This is a genomic window from Rugamonas sp., assembly GCF_025354735.1.
Lineage (GTDB): Bacteria > Pseudomonadota > Gammaproteobacteria > Burkholderiales > Burkholderiaceae_D > Rugamonas.
The window spans coordinates 18,653-35,813 of the sequence record NZ_JANXMI010000166.1 but is presented as its reverse complement, the minus strand read 5'-3'; the positions used below and the strand labels follow the sequence as shown (position 1 = coordinate 35,813).

Annotated in this window: 17 protein-coding genes; 6 read left to right on the top strand and 11 right to left on the bottom strand. The window is 67.8% G+C overall.

Features of this window, described 5'->3' with window-relative positions; genetic code table 11:
• The first annotated feature begins 70 nt into the window (after window positions 1–70).
• A complete protein-coding gene (locus Q0S71_RS13780; protein ID WP_295996490.1) occupies window positions 71–580 on the top strand; it encodes a MerR family transcriptional regulator in 510 nt (169 codons plus the stop codon).
• A gap of 46 nt (window positions 581–626) precedes the next feature.
• On the opposite strand, the gene Q0S71_RS13775 is transcribed toward Q0S71_RS13780, so the two are convergent.
• Both Q0S71_RS13775 and Q0S71_RS13770 read right to left on the bottom strand, forming a co-directional pair.
• Window positions 627–1,532: a LysR family transcriptional regulator gene (locus Q0S71_RS13775; protein WP_295996482.1), complete on the bottom strand. Its 906-nt coding sequence runs from the start codon at window positions 1,530–1,532 to the stop codon at window positions 627–629.
• A gap of 150 nt (window positions 1,533–1,682) precedes the next feature.
• Window positions 1,683–2,390, bottom strand: a complete 708-nt coding sequence (locus tag Q0S71_RS13770; RefSeq protein WP_295996479.1) for a fumarylacetoacetate hydrolase family protein — start codon at window positions 2,388–2,390, stop codon at window positions 1,683–1,685.
• Window positions 2,391–2,618: 228 nt separating this feature from the next.
• Between Q0S71_RS13770 and Q0S71_RS13765 the strand changes: the two genes are divergently transcribed.
• The 4 genes from Q0S71_RS13765 (at window position 2,619) to Q0S71_RS13750 (ending at window position 7,949) form a co-directional block, all read left to right on the top strand.
• On the top strand, window positions 2,619–4,787 hold the full coding sequence (locus tag Q0S71_RS13765) for a diguanylate cyclase (RefSeq protein ID WP_295996477.1): 2,169 nt from the start codon (window positions 2,619–2,621) through the stop codon (window positions 4,785–4,787).
• A 126-nt stretch (window positions 4,788–4,913) separates the two neighbouring features.
• Complete coding sequence (locus Q0S71_RS13760; protein ID WP_295996475.1) at window positions 4,914–6,413, top strand: ATPase domain-containing protein; 1,500 nt, start codon at window positions 4,914–4,916, stop codon at window positions 6,411–6,413.
• Window positions 6,414–6,418: 5 nt separating this feature from the next.
• Entirely contained in the window at window positions 6,419–6,835 is a 417-nt protein-coding gene (locus tag Q0S71_RS13755; RefSeq protein WP_295996472.1) for a hypothetical protein, read from the top strand.
• Window positions 6,807–7,949, top strand: coding sequence for a hybrid sensor histidine kinase/response regulator (locus tag Q0S71_RS13750; RefSeq protein ID WP_295996470.1), 1,143 nt, complete (start codon window positions 6,807–6,809; stop codon window positions 7,947–7,949). The genes Q0S71_RS13755 and Q0S71_RS13750 overlap by 29 nt, the downstream gene beginning before the upstream one ends.
• A gap of 34 nt (window positions 7,950–7,983) precedes the next feature.
• On the opposite strand, the gene Q0S71_RS13745 is transcribed toward Q0S71_RS13750, so the two are convergent.
• The 3 genes from Q0S71_RS13745 to Q0S71_RS13735 form a co-directional block, all read right to left on the bottom strand.
• On the bottom strand, window positions 7,984–9,870 hold the full coding sequence (locus Q0S71_RS13745; protein ID WP_295996467.1) for an MFS transporter: 1,887 nt from the start codon (window positions 9,868–9,870) through the stop codon (window positions 7,984–7,986).
• Window positions 9,871–9,962: 92 nt separating this feature from the next.
• On the bottom strand, window positions 9,963–10,580 hold the full coding sequence (locus Q0S71_RS13740) for a 4'-phosphopantetheinyl transferase superfamily protein (protein WP_295996464.1): 618 nt from the start codon (window positions 10,578–10,580) through the stop codon (window positions 9,963–9,965).
• A 90-nt stretch (window positions 10,581–10,670) separates the two neighbouring features.
• Window positions 10,671–11,396 carry a class I SAM-dependent methyltransferase gene (locus Q0S71_RS13735; protein WP_295996461.1) on the bottom strand — a complete coding sequence of 242 codons (726 nt, stop codon included), beginning with the start codon at window positions 11,394–11,396 and terminating at the stop codon, window positions 10,671–10,673.
• A gap of 176 nt (window positions 11,397–11,572) precedes the next feature.
• Between Q0S71_RS13735 and Q0S71_RS13730 the strand changes: the two genes are divergently transcribed.
• The gene (locus Q0S71_RS13730; RefSeq protein WP_295996459.1) at window positions 11,573–12,484 is read left to right on the top strand and encodes a polysaccharide deacetylase family protein; all 912 of its coding nucleotides are present in this window, start codon (window positions 11,573–11,575) and stop codon (window positions 12,482–12,484) included.
• 18 nt (window positions 12,485–12,502) lie between these two features.
• On the opposite strand, the gene Q0S71_RS13725 is transcribed toward Q0S71_RS13730, so the two are convergent.
• From Q0S71_RS13725 to Q0S71_RS13700, 6 genes are read right to left on the bottom strand one after another with little or no spacing between them, the layout of a single operon-like run.
• Entirely contained in the window at window positions 12,503–12,958 is a 456-nt protein-coding gene (locus Q0S71_RS13725) for an excinuclease ATPase subunit (protein WP_295996456.1), read from the bottom strand.
• Between the two features lie 25 nt (window positions 12,959–12,983).
• The gene (locus Q0S71_RS13720) at window positions 12,984–14,213 is read right to left on the bottom strand and encodes a beta-ketoacyl-ACP synthase (RefSeq protein WP_295996453.1); all 1,230 of its coding nucleotides are present in this window, start codon (window positions 14,211–14,213) and stop codon (window positions 12,984–12,986) included.
• The gene (locus Q0S71_RS13715) at window positions 14,210–14,947 is read right to left on the bottom strand and encodes a 3-ketoacyl-ACP reductase FabG2 (RefSeq protein ID WP_295996449.1); all 738 of its coding nucleotides are present in this window, start codon (window positions 14,945–14,947) and stop codon (window positions 14,210–14,212) included. Before Q0S71_RS13715 ends, Q0S71_RS13720 begins: the two co-directional genes overlap by 4 nt.
• Window positions 14,944–15,408: a hotdog family protein gene (locus tag Q0S71_RS13710; protein ID WP_295996446.1), complete on the bottom strand. Its 465-nt coding sequence runs from the start codon at window positions 15,406–15,408 to the stop codon at window positions 14,944–14,946. Before Q0S71_RS13710 ends, Q0S71_RS13715 begins: the two co-directional genes overlap by 4 nt.
• On the bottom strand, window positions 15,405–16,595 hold the full coding sequence (locus tag Q0S71_RS13705; protein ID WP_295996488.1) for a beta-ketoacyl-ACP synthase: 1,191 nt from the start codon (window positions 16,593–16,595) through the stop codon (window positions 15,405–15,407). Before Q0S71_RS13705 ends, Q0S71_RS13710 begins: the two co-directional genes overlap by 4 nt.
• Before the next feature lie 19 nt (window positions 16,596–16,614).
• Window positions 16,615–17,154, bottom strand: a complete 540-nt coding sequence (locus Q0S71_RS13700; protein ID WP_295996487.1) for a DUF3261 domain-containing protein — start codon at window positions 17,152–17,154, stop codon at window positions 16,615–16,617.
• Between the last annotated feature and the right edge of the window lie 7 nt (window positions 17,155–17,161).

Here is a 17,161-nt window from a genome sequence, read left to right as displayed (position 1 = left end):
CGGCGGGAGCCGGTGCCGCTGGTGCCGGCGCGCCGGCGGCGACCCGATAACGGCCACCGCCCGCACGACGATGACGTCCACCTCCGACAAAGCCGCCGCCACCCTGACCGTGCGCGCCGCCGCCGAGCGCCTCGGCGTGACGCCGCGCACCCTCAAGTATTACGAGGAGCGCGGCCTGGTCTGGCCCAGCCGCAGCGTCGGCCGCTACCGCCTCTACGATGAAAACGATCTCGACCGATTCGCCCGCATCCTGCATCTGCGCTCGATGGGCTTCACGGTGGAAGCGATCACCGAGATCCTGAAGCGGCCGCTGGAAACGCCCAAGGGCGGCCGCAAGCACCTGTCCAGGCAATCGCTGAACGAGATCGAGCACGCGCTGCAAGCGCAGGTCGCGGCGCTCGACAAGCGCATCGCCGGCGTGCGGCGCGAATTGAATGAAGCGCAGACGGTGCGCGCGGAACTGGTGCACGACCTCGCGTATGTGGCGGGCCGGCTGGCCGGAGAACCGATCGACGAGCTGCTCGAACAGCGGCGCAGCCTCGTCAAGCCAGCCCGCGCCGCCCGCAAGACCAACGCCTGAGCCATGATCGGCAATTCATCCACCGGCGTTTCCGGCCGCGTATCCGTCAATGCGGCAGCACGCCGGGCGGCGTCACGCTGGCGCGCAGGAAGTCGATGAACTGGCGTACCTTGGCCGGCACGTGGTGGGTGTGCGGGAACACGGCGTAGATGCCCTGCTCCGGCAGCCCGTAACCGGGCAAAATCTCCACCAGCTCGCCGCGCGCCAGTTGATGCTGGATCAGCCAGTCCGGCAGCAGCGCCGCGCCGCAGTGGGCCAACGCGAAGCTGAGCACCGCGTCGGCGCTGTCGGCCTGGTGCCGGCCGCCCAGCGTGACGCTGTGCTGGCGCGACGGCGCCGCCACCTCCGACCACACCAGCGCGCCGTGAAAACCGGCGTGCACCACCCAGTCCAGCGATTCCAGTTCCTCGGCCGACCGGGGCCGCGTCTGCCGCGTCAGATACGTGGGACTGGCCACGGCCAGCACCCGGAAGCTGCCGATACGCGTGGCGCGGTGCGCCGAGTCGCCCAGCTGGCCGAGCCGGATGGCGACGTCGAAGCGCCCCGACGCCAGGTCCGCCAGCGGCGCCGCGGCCGCGAATTCGATGCGCAGCTGTTCGTGCTGCTGCCCGAAGACGGCCAGCGCGGGGATCAAAAAGTGGGCACCGTATTCGGCGGTGGAGGTCAGGCGCAGCACGCCGGTCAGCGCGGCGTGGCCGGCGCGGGCGCTGTCGACGGCCGCTTCGGCCTCGCGCATCACGCGCACGCAGTCCTGGTAAAACTGTTCGCCCACTTCGGTCAGCGCCAGGCGCCGCGTGGTGCGCGTGATGAGCGCGATGCCCAGCTCCGCTTCGAGTTTTTTCAGCTGCACGCTGACCATGGCCTTGGTCAGCCCCAGCGTCTCGGCCGCGCGCGTGAAGGAGCCGCTATCGACGATGGCGACAAAGCATTCCAGGCGGTTCAGATTAATCATCTCGGATGGGGGCAGCCTCGAAACAGCGTTGGGAAACTGCGCTACTGTTTATGATTAGTTGACAGTGTATTCCGATTAGGCCCCAGATCAAGCGAAAAATTGCCGGCCGCGCCGGCCGGGCCGCGAAACCGGTTAAATCATTTATACCATTTATACCATTTTGACCGACAGGACCGACAAGCCGTCGATCTTGCCGACCAGGGTCTGGCCGCGCACCACCGCGCCGACGCCTTCGGGCGTGCCGCTGAAAATCAGGTCGCCCGGCTCCAGCCGGAACAGCGTCGACAGCGTGGCGATGGTTTCGGCGACGGACCAGATCAGGTGCGCGATGGTGGCCGACTGCCTCACCGCGCCATCGACCTCCAGCGTGATGGCGGCGTGCCCGATATCGCCGGCATCGGCGGCGCGGTGGATCAGGCCGACCGGCGCCGAATAGTCGAAGGCCTTGCCGATTTCCCAGGGACGGCCGGCGTCGCGCATGGTGAACTGCAAATCGCGCCGCGTCATGTCCAGGCCGACCGCGTAGCCGAACACGTGCTGCGGCGCGTCGGCCACGGCGATGTCGCTGCCGCCCTTGCCGATGGCGACCACCAGCTCGCACTCGTAGTGCAGATTGGCCGTCGCCTGCGGATAGGGCAGATCGCCGACCTGGTCGGGCGCGACCGCGACGACGGCGCTGGCGTCGTTCGGCTTGCAGAAGAAGAACGGCGGTTCGCGTTCGGGATCGAAGCCCATTTCGCGCGCGTGGGCCGCGTAGTTGCGGCCCACGCAATAGACCCGGCGCACCGGGAAGCGTTCCGTGGTGCCGGCCACCGGCAGGCCGACGATATCGTGTGCGGGGAAAACGTAGGAAGTCATGGCGGTCCCTGTGATGTGGTGAAAAAACGCGGGATCGCTATCTTACCCCGGCCGGCGCGCCTTTGCCGGCCGCCGCCCGCCACCACGCCGTTGCTATTGCGCGAACGCCGGAATTTCTTGCTGTTATCTCGCGGCGACGTCCTAAGGGCCGCTCCGCCAGTGCTACAATCAAATTTACCATTTGAAACTCTGGCCGATGCGCCCCCGCCCACCACCATGACGTTGCCGATGAAATCCCCGGCCCTGCCTCGGCTGACCAGTCTGGTGACGGTGGGCGTCTGCTCGACCATCCTGCTGACCGTGACGGCGATGCTGCTGCTGGTCGACCATTTCGCCGTCGACTACGCGTCCCGCGAAGCGGAGCAGCGCTTGCAGCAACTGTCGTGGCAGATGCGCGACTCGTTCAACAATGTGCTGCAAAAGGCCGGCGGCGACGTGCTGCTGCTGTCGGAGCTGCCGCAGATCCGCGACGCCAGCGGCCCGGCCGAGATCCGCCAGGTGCTGGAAAACCTGCAAAAAACCTTCCCCGACTACGCCTGGATAGGCCTGGCCAATCCCGACGGCGGCATCTACGCCGGCACCCAGGGCTTGCTCGAAGGGGTGGACGTGAGCCAGCGGCCGTGGTTCCAGGGCGGCCAGCAGCGCCTGTACGCGGGCGACTTCCATCCGGCCACCCTGCTCGGCAAACAGCTGCCCCGCAGCGCCGACCCGTGGCGCTTCGTCGACGTCGCCACGCCGGTGTACCGCTCCAACGGCAGTTATCGCGGCGTGCTGTGCGTGCACATGAGCTGGGGCTGGGCGCGGCGGCTGGTGAAAACCATGCTGGCGCCGGCCAGCGCGCAATACGCGGCCGAATTCATCGTCGTGCGCGGCGACGGCACCGTCATGCTGGGACCGAAAGGCATGGAAGAACAGAAGATCGCGCTGGCCAGTCTGACGCAGGCGCAGACCGGCCAGCCCGGCGCGCAGACCGAGCGCTGGCCCGACGGCCGCAACTACCTGACCGCGTATTCGCAGACCGGCCTCGATCGCGACCAGGCCTCGCTCAAGTGGTCCATCCTGGTGCGCCAGCCGGTCGACGTGGCGATGGCCGGCGCGCGCGCGCTGGAGCGCCAGATCCTGATACTGGGCGCCATCCTCGGCCTGGCGCTGGCGCTGGCGGCGGCGCTGCTGGCGCGCCGTCTGGCACGGCCGCTCAATGCGCTCAGCCGCGCCATCGAACAGCGCTCGGCGCTGCCGGCCGGCGCCTGCAGCGGCGCCGCGCCGATACCGACGGTCGACAGCTTCCATGAAGCGCACGTGCTCTCGCGCGCCCTGGTCGACCTGATCGCGCGCGAAGAACGCCACGCGCTGGCGCTGCAAACCATGAACGAGCAGCTCGAAACGACGGTGGCCAAGCGCACCCGCGAAATGGCGCGCAAGGCGCTGCAACTGGAACAGGCGCTGGCGCAGGAACAGAGCACGCAGCAGCTGTTGCAGGAGCGCGCCGCCGAGCTGCGCGCCATCCTCGACAACGCGCACGACGCCTTCATCGCCCTCGATCCGGGCGGCGTGGTGCTGGACTGGAACCGCCAGGCCGAAAAGCTGCTGGGCTGGAGCCGGCGCGAAGTGATCGGCCAGCCGCTGGCGGCGATGATCTTGCCGCCGCTGCTGCGGCGCGCCTATGAACGCGACATGCGCCAGCTGGCCGCCAGCGGCAATATGGGGTCCGGCGGCGGCGCGGCCGCCGACACGGCGGCGGTGCTGAACCGGCGCGTCGAACTCAATCTGGTCAGCCGCGCCGGCGCCGAATTCCCGGTCGAAGTGTCGATGGCCTATGTGCCGCGCAGCAGCGGCCACCTGTTCATCGCCTTTTTGCACGATATCAGCGAGCGCAAGACGTTGTTCGCGTCGATGGAGGCGATGGCCTTGCGCGACATGCTCACCGGCCTGCCGAACCGGCGCGCGCTGATGCAGGCGCTGCCCGAGGCCATGCAGCGCGCCAGCCGCACGCGCAAGCCGTGCGCCGTGCTGTTCCTCGACCTCGACGGCTTCAAGCTGGTCAACGACCGCCACGGCCACGACGAGGGCGACGAGCTGCTGCGCCAGTTCGCCCAGCGCATCGTCGACACCGTGCGCAAGACCGACACCGTGGGCCGGCTGGCCGGCGACGAATTCGTCGTCATCCTGGAAATGCTGCAAGGCGAGGACGGCGCCCAGGAAATCGCCGACAAGCTGCTGCCGGTGCTGCTGCAACCGTTCGTGCTCAAGACGGCCAGCGTGACGCTGGGCGCGAGCATCGGCATCGCCCTGCACCAGCCCGACGACGCCCCCGACATCGAGCTGCTGATCGGCCGCGCCGACCGCGCCATGTACGCCGTCAAACGCCAGCACAAGCAGCGCACCGCCGCGCTGTAGGCCTTGTTCCACCTGCCCTTCTATCGAAAATCCCGCTTTTTGCGTTTCCGGTAATATCGCAAAATACCAGGGCCAGCCGCGCGCGCAGCGCCGCCGGCGTCCCGTCAACTCATGCGGATTTTTACGATGGAAGCTCAAAACAGCAACACCTCTTTGTTCATGCAGTCGGGCGTGCCCGGCCTCGACACCATACTGGCCGGCGGCCTCACGCGCGACCGCCTCTACCTGGTCGAGGGCGAGCCGGGCACCGGCAAGACCACGCTGGCGCTGCAATTCCTCAACGAGGGCGTGCGCCGCGGCGAGTCGGTGCTCTACATCACGCTGGCCGAAACCTCGGTCGAACTGCGCGCCGTCGCGCTGTCGCACGGCTGGGACATGGCCGGCATCCACGTCGAGGAAATCATCCCCGACCCGACCATCCTCGATCCGGACCAGCAGTACACCATCTTCCATCCATCCGAAATCGAACTGGGCACCACCACCCAGCGCATCCTGGCGGCGATCGACCAGTTCAAGCCGGCGCGCGTGGTGCTCGACTCGCTGTCCGAATTGCAGCTGCTGGCCGAAAACGCGCTGCGCTACCGGCGCCAGGTGCTGGCGCTGAAGCAGTATCTGGCCAGCCGCAACTGCACCACCATCTTCCTCGACGACCGCACCGCCCTCAGCACCGACCTGCAAGTGCGCAGCGTGGCGCACGGCGTCATCACGCTCGAACTGCTGGACCAGGCTTACGGCAGCGAGCGGCGGCGCCTGCGCGTGGTCAAGTACCGCGGCATCGCCTTCCACGGCGGCGCCCACGATTACAAGATCATGCGCGGCGGCCTGCTGGTCTATCCGCGCCTGGTGGCGGCGCACACGCGCGTCACCGGCGAGCGGCGCCAGTTGTCGAGCGGCGTGCCGGAACTCGACACCCTGCTCGGCGGCGGCCTGGAAGAGGGCATGAGCACCCTCATTTCCGGCCCGCCCGGCACCGGCAAGTCGACGCTGGCGGCCCAATTCGTCCACGCCGCCACCATGCGCGGCGAGCATTGCGCCATGTTCCTGTTCGAGGAGGCCCGCAACAATATGCTCAACCGCTGCTCCAACCTGGGCCTGGACCTGGGCCAGGCCATCGATGGCGGGCGCCTGACGATACAGCAGATCGACCCGGCCGAACTGGCGCCGGGCCAGTTCTCGCAGGCCGTGGTGGACGCCGTCGAACGCGGCGCCAAGGTGGTCGTCATCGACAGCTTGAACGGCTACCTGAACGCGGTGCCCGACGAACGCTTCCTGACCACCTATCTGCACGAGCTGCTGACCTACCTGGGCCAGCGCGGCGTCGTCACGCTGGTGGTCGGGGTCCAGCAAGGCATGATAGGCACCGGCTTGACGACGGCGGTCGACGCCAGCTACATCGCCGACAACGTCATCATGCTGCGCTACTTCGAGGCCGAGGGTGAAGTGCGGCAAGCGATTTCCGTGTTCAAGAAGCGCGGCAGCGCGCACGAGCGCACCATCCGCCGCTTCCACATCCATGGCGACGGCATCGTCGTCGGCCCGGTGCTCAAGGGCTTCCACGGCATCCTCACCGGCGTGCCCACCTACGACGCCCGCGGCAACGGCCCGGCCGAAACGGCGGTCGCCTGAGCGCCATGGAAAAACGCGTCTTGATCTACGCGCCCACCGGGCAGGATGCGCCGCTGGCCGCGCGCATGCTGGCCATGGTGCACATCGACAGCAGCATCTGCGCCACGCTGGCCGAACTGGCGCGGCAGCTGCCGCACGGCGCCGGCTGCGTGCTGACGGTGGAAGAAGCGCTGGCGCCGGGCGGCTTCGTGCTGCTGCACGAGCATGTGGCGCGCCAGCCCACATGGTCCGACCTGCCCATCCTGCTGCTGACGCACCGCGGCGCCGATTCGCTGGCGGTGCGGCAGGCGGTGGCGGCGCTCGGCAACCTGACCTTGCTGGAGCGCCCGGTGCGCACGCTGACGCTGGTGGCGTCGCTGCAGGCGCTGCTGCGCGCGCGACAAGCAGTACGAGGTGCGCGAGGCGGCGCGGCGCAAGGATGAATTCCTGGCCAGCCTCGGTCACGAGCTGCGCAACCCGCTGGCGCCCATCCGTACCTCGGTCGCGCTGCTCGGCCATCTGTATCCCGACGCGCCGCCGATGGTGCGCATCAGCGCCGTGATCGACCGCCAGGTCACGCATTTGACCCGGCTGGTGGACGACCTGCTCGACGTGGCCCGCATCACCAGCGGTAAAATCTCCCTCCAGCGCGAGCGCATCAGCTTCACCGCCGTGATCCAGCACGTCATCGAATTGAGCGCGCAGGCCGCGACGGCCAAGCACATCGCGATAGACAGCAGCCTGCCCGACCATGACCTGACGCTCGACGCCGATTACGCGCGCGTGGTGCAAATCTGCGCCAACATACTGTCGAACGCGATCAAGTTCACGCCGGCCCAGGGGCGCATCGCGCTGCGCGGCTGGCGCGAAGGGCGGTGCCTCTGCGTCAGCATCGCCGACAACGGCATCGGCATCCAGGCGGCCAGCCTGGCGTGCATCTTCGGCATGTTCGAGCAGAGCGGCGTCGTCAAAGGCCAGCTATCGAGCGGCCTCGGTATCGGCTTGAGCCTGTCGCGCCAGTTCGCGCAGATGCACGGCGGCAGCGTCGAAGCGCACAGCGGCGGCATCGGCATGGGCAGCGAATTCGTCATCCGCCTGCCGGTGATCTGCGGCGATGGCGACGAAAATGAGGACAACGACAGCGGCGCCGCCGACAAGGCGATCAACGCGAGCGGCGGCGATGGCGGCGGTGCAAAGCGCGCCCGCGTGCTGATCGCCGACGACAACCGCGACGCCGCCGACGCCCTGCGCGCCTTGCTGGAAATGGAAGGCTACGAGGCCGAGTCGGCCTACGACGGCAACGCGGCGGTGGCCGCCGCCGCCAGGGCGCTGCCGGACCTGGTGGTGATGGACCTCGGCATGCCGGGCATGGACGGCTACGACGCCGCGCGCCTGATCCGCCAGCGCGCCGGCGCCGAGAACATCCTGATGATCGCGCTGACCGGCTGGGGCCAGAGCGACGCTCGCCGCCGCACCGTCGAAGCGGGCTTCGACCACCACCTCATCAAACCGGTGGACGTCGAGCAGATCCTCAAGCTGGCGGCCGCGCGCCGCTGAATTTTTCCGTGCCTGTCCGCGCCTGTTTTGGCACTTACTTCCACGTGCCGCGCAGCTCGCGCACCTGCTGGTACAAGGCTTCCGGCGTCACGTCCTGCGGCTGCACCGGCTGGCCGACCGCCAGCGCCAGGTGCGAACGCAGGCCGCGATGGAAGGCGCGGCCGAAAATATTCTCGGCGCCCCGGCTCAGCAGATGGCCCCACAGCCCGCGCAGCGCCATCGGAATCACCGGCACTTTCGAGCGCTCGATGATCTTGGCGATGCCGCCCTTGAATTCATTCATCTCGCCGGTGCTGGTCAGCCGCCCCTCCGGGAAGATGCATACCAGGTCGCCCTCGTGCAGCGCCTGCGCGATGTCGATATAAGCCTTCTCCATCAGCCACGGATCTTCCTTGGCCGGCGCGATCGGGATCGCCTTGGCGGTGCGGAAAATCCAGCCCAGCAAAGGCAGCTTGAAGATGCGGTGGTCCATCACGAAGCGGATCGGCCGCGGACTGGCGGCGCCGATGACGATGGCGTCGACATAGCTGACGTGGTTACAGACCAGCACCGCCGCGCCGTGGGCCGGGATGCGGTCGGCGTCGATGGTGCGCACGCGGTGGATGGTGTGGATCAGCAGCCAGGCCAGGAAGCGCATCAGGAATTCCGGCACCAGCGAGAAGATGTAGGCCGCCACCAACGCGTTCAGGATCGCCGTCACCAGGAACAGCTGCGGGATCGTGTAGCCCTGCCCCAGCAGGACGATGGCGACGCCGGCCGCCGCCACCATGAACAGTGCGTTGAGGATATTCATGCCGGCGATGGTGCGCGAAATATGCTGGGGATCGCAGCGGGTCTGGATCAGCGCGAACAGCGGCACGATGAAGAAGCCGCCGAACACGCCGATCATGACGATGTCGAACAGGATGCGCGGCACGCCCGGCACGGCCAGAAAACCGGCGGCGTTGACCAGCGCCGTGTTGGCGTAGGCCAGGCTGGCGAAATACAGATCGACGCCGAACAGCGACAGGCCGATGGAGCCGAACGGCACCAGTCCGATTTCCACCTTGTGGCCGGACAGGCGCTCGCACAGCAGCGACCCGGCGCCTATGCCGAGCGAGAACACCGTCAGCAGCAGCACGAAGACGCCGTGGCCGCCGTGCAGATAATCCTTGGCGTAGACCGGGAACTGGGCCAGTATCAGCGCGCCGTAAAACCAGAACCACGAGTTGCCCAGCATCGACAGGAACACCACGCGGTTCTTGCGCGAGTAGCCGATATTGCGTATCGATTCGGCCAGCGGATTCCAGCTGATCTTCAGCGCCGGCTCGGGCGCCGGCGTGAGCGGCACGCGGTAGCTGGCGATCAGGCCGATCACCGCCACCGTCACCGTGGCGCCGGCCACCAGTTCGATGCCGTAGGGCTGGTGCACCACCAGCACGGCGCCGAGAATTTCGCCGAGCAGGATGCCGACGAAGGTGCCCATCTCGATCAGGCCATTGCCGCCGACCAGTTCCTCCGGCTTGAGCCGCTGCGGCAGGTAGGCATATTTGACGGGGCCGAACAGCGTCGAATGCACGCCCATGCCGACGATGGCGGCGATCAGCAGCCACAGTGTGTGGGTGGTCCAGCCCAGCGCGGCCACGCCCATGATGGCCAGCTCCAGCCACTTGACGAAGCGCGCCAGGGCGGCCTTCTCGAACTTGTCGGCGATCTGACCGGCGGTGGCGGAGAACACCACGTAGGGCAGGATGAACAGGCCGGGTATCAGATTGGTCAGCGTCGATGGATTGAGCGTGGTCCAGCTCAAGGCGTCGAAGGTGAGTATCACCATCAGCGCCGTCTTGAACAGGTTGTCGTTGAAGGCGCCGAAGAACTGGGTCCAGAAAAACGGCGCGAAGCGGCGCTGCGACAACAGGGCGAACTGGCTGGTCTGGCTCATGGCTGAAAACTCATTCTGGATATACCCGCGGTAAAGGAGAGTCACAAAATACCTTACTCCGCCCTCTGCCACAATGGAATTATGCGGTTCGTTTAAGCGATGTCGAACGCCTCGATCGCCGGCGCCGCCGCCAGCGGCTGGGCGCTGCAAACGACGATGGACAAATGCGGGTGCGGCAGCGCGATGCAGCTGGCCTGGGCGTCGAAGGCGGCGCCCAGCTTGAAGCGCGCCTCCTTGCCGCTCCACATGCGGTAGAACGCCGCCATGCGCCGCGCCGGCGGCTCCATGCCCAGCGCCGCCAGTTCGATGGCGTCGAAGTTCTGTTCGGCCAGGGCGATGATGTCGCGGCCCGGGTCGAGCAGCTCGATGTCCAGCCCCAGCGCGGTGCCGGCGCTGACGGCGCAGGCCACCCAGTCGCCGCTGTGCGCGATGCTGAAGCCGGGCGCCGGCACGCCGGCCGGCAGCGTCACGCGCGGCGCGTGGCCGACGTGTTCTTCGACGACGGGCACGCCGGCCGGCAGATCGAGCACGGCGCACAGCGCGCGGCGCAGCATCACGCGGCCGATCAGGAACTGGCGCTGGCGCAGCGGCCGCACGAAGCGCCGATAGCGCGCCGCCTCGCTCTCGCTCAACAGCGGCAGCCAGGCCTGCACGTCGTCATCGCGCACGGCGGCGGTATTGGTCAGCCAGAGCCGCGCTTCATGTCGCATGGTGGTTCGCCGGTAAAAGGTCGGTGGAAGGATGGCCGGAACGATCGGTGGTAGATCGACAGCATAGCCGAAAGCGGCGCCGCGCGTTCCTCAAGCCGGCTTGCGCGCCACCAGATTAATCAGCGTCTCCTCGCGCACGCTGGGCGGCTTGATGCGCAGGACCGATTCGAGCATGCCGAGATCTTCGCGGCTCCACCACAGGAAGGGATAGGAGACCGCGCTGTCGGGCACGACGAAGCCGGCCGCGCGCACCATGGCCAGGTATTCGGGCGCGGTCTTTTGCACGTCCATCGGATGGCGGAACAGCAGGCGGATGATCCACGAGTGGATGTAGCGCCGCGTCGATTCGGCGAACAGCAGCACGCCGCCCGGTTTGAGCACGCGGAAGAATTCTTCGATCGCGCGCGGCTGGTCGATCAAGTGGTGGAAGGTCTGGTGGCAGAACAGCAGGTCGACCGAATTATCTTCCAGCTGGATGTTCGAGCTCGAACAGCATATGAATTCGGCCGCGATGTCGAGCCGCGCCATCTCCCCGGCCGACGCTTGCAGCATCTCGGGATCGATGTCCATGGCGATCAGGCGCTGCGGCGCGAAGCGCGCATGCAGCTTGCCGAGCGAGCGGCCGAAACCGCAGCCGACATCGGCCACCACCGGGAAGCTGCGCGTCTCGCCCGGCATCAGGCGCTGCAAATCGTCGAGCGCCCGTTCCAGCACGTGCAGGGTCCAGGTATTGGTCCGCAAGAACCACTTGCCGAATGCCGTCTCGGGCACGTGGGGTTCGGCGGGGTGCTGCATCAAATCGAAATTGGCGCTCATAAGACCTTGGTTTTTCTATTTTGAGATAATCTTGCGAGAACCGCGGCGGCGGCCCGTGGAGGCGCAGCCGGTGCGGCCTGTCGTCCTGCTGTCCTGCTGTCCTGCTGTCCTGCTGTCCGGCGCGACCGCGCCGGCAAATCCGCTACAATGCGGCCACCGCATCTTCTGGCCCCATCGTGTTCAACCATCGTCCTCTTTCCCCGCTCGCCGCCGGCGTCCGCCGCGCCATCGCGACCGTCCTGCTGGGCGCCCTCGCCGCCTGCGCCACCGCGCCCACCGCGCCGCCATCGCCCGCATCGGCCAGCGTGACGCGCGCGCCGATACGCTTTTTGCTGACCTTCGACGACGGCCCGGCCGCCGCCAGCAGCGACAATCCGACCGTGCGCGTGCTCGACACGCTGGCCCACAATCCCTACCAGGACGGCGTCAAGGCCGTGTTCTTCACGCAGACCCGCGCCTGGCACGGCGGCGGCACGGCGGTCGGCCGTCAGCTGATACGGCGCGAATTCGACGCCGGCCACCTGGTCGCTTTTCACAGCGCCACCCTGTTCCACTCCAACCACCGCTTCATGAGCGAGGCCGACCTCGACGCGTCGCTGCAAAACGGCGTCGACGACCTGACCGGCATCACCGGCGTCGCGCCGACGCTGGTGCGCCCGCCCTTCTGGGCCTACGACGCCGCCACGCTGGCGTCGTACCACCGGCACGGCATGCAGATGCTGCTGACCGACCTCAATGCCAACGACGGCAAGATCTACGGCGTCAACTTCAGCTGGCACAAACGCTCCAACATGCTGAGCCACCTGGCCGAGACGCGCAAGCGCTGGGCCGCCGGCGCCATGCCGGAAGTCGACGGCGCCACGCCGGTGGTGGTCACCTTCCACGACGTGAACACCTATTCGTCGCGCCACATCGAGGAGTACATGGCCATCCTGCTCGACGTCGCCAAGGAGCTCGACGTGCCGCTCGCGCCCCAGCCCTTCTACACCGACCGCGCCGCGCTGGAACGGGCGGCGCTGGCGTCCACCGTCCACGCCGGCGACGTCCGCCCGCAACTGCCCGGCCTGTGGAACTGGCTGTGGCAGTAAGCGCTCAAGCCGCGCAGCTTACTGCGCCAGCTTGACGAAATCGGCCTTGAACGCGACGCCCGACATGATGGCGCCGGCGTGGCATTCGAATTCGGTCTGGCTCGACATTTCCTTGTCGTTGTAATTGCTGACGGTGTGGATCACCGCGTCGGCGCCCACTTCAACGGCGCGCTTTTGCAGTTGCAGCATGGCCGACAAAAACACCCAGTTGCACGATTTTTCCGCCGACTTGGCGAAGCCGTTGGTGCGCAAGCTGGTGTGGTCGCTGGTCAGGGTGCTCAACACCGGCGGCGTGGGCTGGTCGCCGAAATAAAATTTCACGCCGTCGCCCAAGCGCTGCTGCGCATCGTTGGCGGCCATGGCGCCCGCCAGCGGCAGCATCACCACCGTGTCCGACGCCTGCGCCGGCAAGGCCGCCGCCAGCGAGGCCGCGAGTACCACACCCATCATCAGCTTGGCATGCAATTTATTCATTTTCTTCTTTCTCTCAAAGTTAAGACTACCGATACCGTTTGAAAATCAATGAGGTGTTGATGCCGCCGAAGGCGAAGTTATTCGACATCACATAGTCGCATTGCAGCGCCCGGCCCTCGCCGACGATGTAGTCGAGCGGCGCGCACTGCGGGTCGACCTGTTCCAGGTTGATGGTCGGCGCGAACCAGCCCTCGCGCATCATCTCGATGCTCAGCCACGCCTCCAGCGCGCCGCAGGCGCCCAGCGTGTGCCCCATATAACTCTTGAGGGAACTGACCGGCGTGGCGCCGCCGAACACCGCCATCGTCGCCTGCGATTCGGCGATGTCGCCCTGCTGCGTGCCGGTGCCGTGGGCGTTGATGTAGCCGATGTCGGACGGCCGCAGGCCGGCGTCGTCCAGCGCCAGCAGCATCGCCTTCTGCATGGTGGCGGCATTCGGCTGCGTCACGTGGCAGCCGTCGCTGTTGGTGCCGAAGCCGACCAGCTCCGCGTGCACCACGGCGCCGCGCGCCCGCGCATGATCCATGTCTTCCAAAATCAGACAACCGGCGCCCTCGCCGATCACCAGGCCGTCGCGCGCCGCGTCGAACGGGCGCGGCGTGGTGTGGCCGGCGTCGTTGCGCGTGCTGGTGGCGAACAGCGTGTCGAAGACGGCGGCCTCGGTGGCGCACAATTCCTCGGCGCCGCCGGCCACCATCGCGGTCTGTTTGCCGCCGCGGATGGCCTCGTAGGCGTAGCCTATGCCCTGGCTGCCCGAGGTGCAGGCGCTCGACGTGGTGATGACGCGGCCGGTGAGGCCGAAGAAGACGCCGATGTTGACCGGCGCCGTGTGCGCCATCATCTTGATGTAGGTGGTGGCGTTGATGCCTTTGGTGGTGCGCTCCTCCATCATGCGGCCGAAGTCGCCGATGGCGCTCGGCGTGCCGGCCGAGGAGCCGAAGGACACGCCCATGGCGCCGCCCTTGAGCAGCGGATGGTCCAGCAGGCCGGCGTCGAGCAGCGCCAGTTCGCTGGCGCGGGTCGCCATCAGCGCGACGCGGCCCATGCTGCGTATGGCCTTGCGGTGGTAGCGCTCATTGAGCTCGAACGGCGCGGCCGGCGCGCCCAGGCGCGTGTTCAAGCCCTCGTAGTCGGACCAGTCGTCCATGTGGACGACGGCGTTGCGGTACTGGCCGAGGCGCTCGCGGACGCTGGCCCAATCGTTGCCGATCGGGCTGATGCCGGCCATGCCGGTGACGGCGACGCGGCGGCTCACGCCATGCCTCCGTTGACCGAGATGACCTGGCGCGTGATGTAGCCGGCCTCCTCGCCGATCAGGAAGCTGACGGCGGCGGCCACCTCCTCCGGCTTGCCGACGCGGCGCGCCGGTATCATCTTCAGCGCCTCTTCGAGCGGCACCTCGCCTATCATGTCGGTCTCGATCAGGCCCGGCGCCACGCAGTTGACCGTGATGGCGCGCTTGGCCAGTTCCAGCGCCAGCGCCTTGGTGGCGCCGATGATGCCGGCCTTGGCCGCGCTGTAATTGACCTGGCCGCGATTGCCGATCAGGCCAGACACCGACGCCAGCGTGACGATGCGGCCCGGCTTGCGGCGCTGCACCAGCGGCATCACCAGCGGATTGAGTACGTTGTAGAAGCCATCGAGATTGGTTTGCAGGACGATGTCCCAGTCCTCGCCCGACATCGCGGGGAAGGCGTTGTCGCGCGCCACGCCGGCGTTGCAGACCACGCCGTAATAGCAGCCGTGTTGTGCGATGTCCGCCTCCAGCGCGGCCGCCGTCGCGGCGCGGTCGCCGATGTCGAATTGCAGCACGCGCACGGCGCGGCCCAGCGCCGCGATCTGGCGCGCCCCCTCGTCGGCTTCGGCGCGCCGGCTGCGGCAATGCAGGACGATGTCGTAACCGTCGTGCGCCAGGCGCAGCGCGATGGCCTTGCCGATGCCGCGCGACGATCCCGTCACCAGCACGCTCATGGACTTATTCTGATTCATACCACGCTTCCACCTTGAAGAAATTGATTGACATTATCGGGCTGGAAAACCGTCACCGTCGCTGTCGCCAGCGTCACCGGCGCGGCGCCGCCATCGTCGATGCGGCACTCGAACGCACCGAGGCCGTTATCGCCCTGCAGCACGCGGTGCGCGTGCACGTGCAGCACGCTGCCGACTGAAAAATGCGCCCGGCTGGCCTCATATCTGCGGGCGCCGAGCAGGAAGCCTATCTTCACCGGCTCGTCGCGCCGCAGCGCCAGCCAGCCGGCGTGCGCTGCGATCGCCTGCGCCATGTATTCGACGCCGACCCAGGCGCCGACGGCCTCGCCGTCGCAGAACACGCTGTCCGCGCGGATGCGCACTTCCGCGCACAGGTTCTCGTCGTCGGCGCTCAACACGCGGTCCAGCAGTACCATGGCGCCCGAATGCGGCACCAGCGCGCGGATGTCGGGCATCGTCATGCGGTCCTCCCCAGCACCAGCACCGCGTTCGACCCGCCGAACGCGAAGGAGCTGCTCAAGGCCCAGCGCAGCGGCCGGCCCAACGCCGCGCCGCGCCGCACCGGATTCAATGCCGGCAGCGCGGCGTCGGCGGCGCCGTCCCACAGGTGCGGCGGCAGTTTGCCGTCCGCGTTATCGTCCTGCATCGCCAGCCAGCACAGGGCCGCCTCAATCGCGGCCGCCGCGCCCAGCGTGTGGCCGGTGAACGGCTTGGTGGAACTGACCGGCACCTCGGCGCCGAACAAGGCCGCGATCACGCGCGACTCCATCGCATCGTTCTGGATGGTGGCGGTGCCGTGCAGGTTGATGTAATCGATCTGCGCGGCATCGATGCCGGCGCGCTCCAGCGCCTGCGTCATCGCCAGGCGCGCGCCGACGCCGGCCGGATCGGGCGCGGACATGTGATGGCCATCGGACGACTCGCCCCAGCCGCGCAGCGCGATGGGCGCGGTGTCGGGCGGGGCCTGCGCCGTCATCAGGAACAACGCCGCGCCCTCGCCGATGTTGATGCCCTTGCGGTTCGCGCTCAGGGGATTGCACTGCGCGGCGCTGACCGATTCCAGCGCCGAAAAGCCGGCCACGGTGAAGGCGCACAGCGTATCGACGCCGCCGGTCAGCACCGCGTCGCACAAGCCCATCTTGATGAGCCGCGCCGCGCTGGCCATCGCCTTGGCGCTCGACGAGCAGGCGCTCGAATGGGCATAGGCCGGGCCGCCGACGCCCAGCTCCCGCGCCAGCATCTCGGCCGGGGAAGCCATCTCCTGCTGGCCGTAATGGAAGTCGCCGGGCAGCGTGCCGTCGAGCGCGTGCCGGCGCATGGCGCGCTCGGTTTCGGCGATGCCCGAAGTGCTGGTGCCGACCACCACGCCGACGCGGTCGGCGCCGAAGCGGGCGATCGCGGCGTCGACCGCAGGCCGGATCTGCGCCAGCGCCGCCAGCGCCATGGCGTTGTTGCGGCTGCGCTGCGGCGGCGGCAGGTGCGCCACCGATGGCAGCTCCGACGCCACGCGACCGAGCGGCAGCATGCGGCCGGCCGACCAGGCGTCCGTCGGCGCCACGCCGCTCTCGCCCGCGAACAACCGCGCCTTGATTTGCGCGTGGCTGTCGCCGAGGGCGCAGACGATGCCGCAGGCGTTCAAATAAAATATCGTCGTATCCAATGCAACCTCAATCAGTGTCCGGCGCCGCGAACTGGATGGTCAAGCGGTAGTGATAGCGTAAATTTTGCAGCACCACGGTGCCGCTCCAGCGCGGCCGCGCGCTGTAATCGATCAGCATGACAGGTTCCGCGCCCAAGTAAAGCGTCCGCCGCAGTCCTTGTTCGTCGATGCGCCAGCCGGGCGGCAAAGCCTGCGCGATGGCGGCAGCGGGCCACAGCGTCAGCTGCATGTCTTCCAGCACGTCGTCGGCCTTCACCTGCGACGGCAGCATCACATGGCGCCATGAGGTCAGCTGCCTGCCGTCGTAATGCAGCGTCAGCACGCGCTGGCCGAACGCCAGGCCGACCATGTCGACGGCATCCGGCTCGACCTGCAAGGCGACATCGAGTTCGTCGATGCGGCCGCCGCGCTCCACCTTCAAATGCTGCTGCACGCTGATCGACGCGCCCAGCGCGGCCGGCGCCAGTTTCAAGCCCAGGCGCGCCGGCGGCGCTGATGATGGAGCGCTGGCGCAGCCGGCCAGCGCCAGCATCGGCACGACAGCCATCCACATC

Coding starts and splice junctions, on each gene's coding strand:
- Q0S71_RS13745 (WP_295996467.1), bottom strand. CDS start 9,870: ATGAGCCAGACCAGCCAGTTCGCCCTGTTGTCGCAGCGCCGCTTCGCG.
- Q0S71_RS13770 (WP_295996479.1), bottom strand. CDS start 2,390: ATGACTTCCTACGTTTTCCCCGCACACGATATCGTCGGCCTGCCGGTG.
- Q0S71_RS13765 (WP_295996477.1), top strand. CDS start 2,619: ATGAAATCCCCGGCCCTGCCTCGGCTGACCAGTCTGGTGACGGTGGGC.
- Q0S71_RS13780 (WP_295996490.1), top strand. CDS start 71: ATGACGTCCACCTCCGACAAAGCCGCCGCCACCCTGACCGTGCGCGCC.
- Q0S71_RS13755 (WP_295996472.1), top strand. CDS start 6,419: ATGGAAAAACGCGTCTTGATCTACGCGCCCACCGGGCAGGATGCGCCG.
- Q0S71_RS13710 (WP_295996446.1), bottom strand. CDS start 15,408: ATGACGATGCCCGACATCCGCGCGCTGGTGCCGCATTCGGGCGCCATG.
- Q0S71_RS13775 (WP_295996482.1), bottom strand. CDS start 1,532: ATGATTAATCTGAACCGCCTGGAATGCTTTGTCGCCATCGTCGATAGC.
- Q0S71_RS13735 (WP_295996461.1), bottom strand. CDS start 11,396: ATGAGCGCCAATTTCGATTTGATGCAGCACCCCGCCGAACCCCACGTG.
- Q0S71_RS13740 (WP_295996464.1), bottom strand. CDS start 10,580: ATGCGACATGAAGCGCGGCTCTGGCTGACCAATACCGCCGCCGTGCGC.
- Q0S71_RS13760 (WP_295996475.1), top strand. CDS start 4,914: ATGGAAGCTCAAAACAGCAACACCTCTTTGTTCATGCAGTCGGGCGTG.
- Q0S71_RS13725 (WP_295996456.1), bottom strand. CDS start 12,958: ATGAATAAATTGCATGCCAAGCTGATGATGGGTGTGGTACTCGCGGCC.
- Q0S71_RS13715 (WP_295996449.1), bottom strand. CDS start 14,947: ATGAATCAGAATAAGTCCATGAGCGTGCTGGTGACGGGATCGTCGCGC.
- Q0S71_RS13700 (WP_295996487.1), bottom strand. CDS start 17,154: ATGGCTGTCGTGCCGATGCTGGCGCTGGCCGGCTGCGCCAGCGCTCCA.